The sequence below is a fragment of the Rhodococcus olei genome, assembly GCF_039540555.1.
Taxonomy (GTDB): domain Bacteria; phylum Actinomycetota; class Actinomycetes; order Mycobacteriales; family Mycobacteriaceae; genus Rhodococcus_G; species Rhodococcus_G olei.
Map to the genome: position 1 here is coordinate 1 of NZ_BAABFB010000098.1, position 983 is coordinate 983.

1 protein-coding gene is annotated in these 983 nt (G+C 66.4%); it reads right to left on the reverse strand.

Going from position 1 to position 983, the window contains the following annotated elements; translation table 11 throughout:
- The coding region (locus ABD951_RS28480) for an IS481 family transposase (RefSeq protein ID WP_345353634.1) at positions 1 to 931 on the reverse strand (931 nt) is incomplete at its 3' end.
- Between the last annotated feature and the right edge of the window lie 52 nt (positions 932 to 983).

Consider the following 983-nt stretch of genomic DNA (forward strand, 5'->3'; position numbering starts at 1 on the left):
TGTGGGGTCGATGGTAGTTGTAGTGGACATTCCAGACCGTGAGGGCCTCTGACCGCTGCGTCTCGCTGGTCCAGTCGCGGGCGTAGAGGAACTCCTCGGCCAGGATCCGGTTGTAGCGCTCGACCTTGCCGTTGTGGCGTGGGGTGTAAGGGCGGATGAACTGGTGACGTGTGCCGGCGAGAGTGCGCGCGAACACCGCCGAGCGGTAGCAGGGCCCGTTGTCGGTGACCACCCGGGTGAACCGGGCGATGCCGTGTGCGGCGAAGAACGCCTTCGCGCGGTTGATGAAACCGACTGCAGTGACACCCTTCTCGTCGGGTAGTGCCTCTGTGTAGGCGAGGCGGGAGAACCCGTCGACGATCGAGTGCAGGTACATGTAGCCGGTGCGGGTGCCGCGCTTCTTCGTCCGCTCGACCGTCTTGGCGTGTTCACTGCCACGGCCGTGCATGCGCCAGCCGCCACCGTCGGGTATCCGGCCGACCTTCTTGATGTCGACGTGCACCATGTGGCCCGGATACCGAGCGACGATGACGTTCGGGGGCTTGCGGTTGTCGGCCCCGTTTGGGTCGAGGAAGCGTCGTCGGTTGATACCCAAGCGCACCAGCCATCGACTGACGGTCGAGACCGACACCTGGTGCCCCTCGGCGGCGAGTTCACCGGCGATACGGCGGGCGGACCATTTCTTGTCGCGGCGCAGCTTTTCGATCACGGCGACCAACGCCGGGTCGAGCGTGGTCGGCTGGTGAGACGGGACGCTGGCGCGGTCCAGCAGGCCGGCTTCGCCGCTGGTGCGGTACCGGTTCACCCACTTCGACAGGCACTGGCGGGAGATGCCCGCCTCTGCTGCAACATGCGCGATGGGGCGGTGCTGACAGCGGTGGACGAGGCGCAGTCTCCCGGCAGGGGTCAGCGGGGCGTTACGGTGGGACACGCGGGTCTCTTTCTGGCAGGGACGAGTTGGTCGCACTTCTCATCCTGCCGAT